A 1,196-nucleotide genomic window follows, 5' to 3' on the forward strand; every position below is an offset into this window, starting at 1 on the left:
TGGCCCAGCGGGCGACGACTCCGGGGTCACCGGCTCGCGAGGCGGATGAGGAGCTGCTGCAGCGCACGTCCGCGGCGGGACTGCGCTACGAGGGGCTGGGTTTCGACGTCTCGGGCGCGAAGGTGATCTGGCAGGACGACAGTCAAGCGGTGATGACCGCGACCGTGACGACGTCGGCCCATGTGGTGCGCGACCGTCACGGCGACGCCTCCGAGCGCGCACGGGCGAAGCCGCAGTCGCTGCGATTCACCCTGCGCCGCCAGCAGGGGGCGTGGCGGGTACACGACATCGCCACGGCCTGAGAAACCCCCGTTGAGTGATGGTTTCGGGCCGCCTCCCGTCCTGGGAAGCGGCCCGAAACCATCACTCGGTGGGAGGGGGATCAGACCTCGAACGCGCCGCCCTCGAGCCGCTCCTTGACCGTGGTGAGGAAGCGGGCTGCGTCGGCGCCGTCGACGACCCGGTGGTCGTACGTCAGCACCATGTACATCATCGAGCGGATCGCGATCGTCTCGGAGCCGTCCGCGTCGTCGACGACGACCGGGCGGCGCACGATGGCGCCCGTCCCGAGCATCGCGACCTGCGGCTGGTTGAGGATCGGGGTGTCGAACAGGGCCCCGCGCGATCCGGAGTTGGTGATGGTGAAGGTGCCACCGGCCAGGTCGTCCGGGGCGATCTTGTTGTTGCGGGTGCGGTCGGCGACATCGGCGATGGCGCGCGCCAGCCCCGCCACGTTGAGGTCGCCGGCGTTCTTCACGACCGGGGTGAGCAGGCCGCGGTCGGTGTCCACGGCGATGGCGAGGTTCTCCGACGGGGCGTAGACGATCTCCTCACCCTCGACGCTGGCGTTGATGTTCGGGTGCGCCTTGAGCGCCTCGGCCGTGGCTTGGGCGATGAAGGGCATGAACGTCAACTTGGTGCCCTCGCGAGCAGCGAAGTCGTCCTTCACGGCGGAGCGCAGTCGGGCCACCTTGGTCATGTCGACCTCGACCACGGTGGTCAGCTGGGCGCTGACCTGCAGCGACTCGACCATTCGCGTGGCGATGACCTTGCGCAGGCGGGACATCTTCTCGCGGGTGCCGCGCTTGTGGGCGTGCGGCGAGACGGCCGTCGGTGCGGCCGCGGGAGCAGCAGCGGCCGGGGCCTGGGCGGGGGCGGCTGCAGCCGGCGCCTTGGCAGCCTCCGCGGCCGCGAGG

Annotated in this window: 2 protein-coding genes; one reads left to right on the plus strand and one right to left on the minus strand. The window is 70.7% G+C overall.

Translation table 11 applies throughout. From position 1 onward, the window contains the following. Positions 1–302, plus strand: a 302-nt coding sequence (locus tag KD1_RS16905) for an IMS domain-containing protein (RefSeq protein WP_169795399.1), incomplete at its 5' end; no start/stop codon positions are given. 80 nt (positions 303–382) lie between these two features. Here the strand turns inward: KD1_RS16905 and sucB are convergent. Next, positions 383–1,196, minus strand: an 814-nt coding sequence (gene sucB / locus KD1_RS13255; RefSeq protein ID WP_157073351.1) for a 2-oxoglutarate dehydrogenase, E2 component, dihydrolipoamide succinyltransferase, incomplete at its 5' end; no start/stop codon positions are given.

Origin of the sequence: Kribbia dieselivorans NBRC 106261 (assembly GCF_001552435.1) — a bacterium.
Classification (GTDB): Bacteria; Actinomycetota; Actinomycetes; order Actinomycetales; family Dermatophilaceae; genus Kribbia; species Kribbia dieselivorans.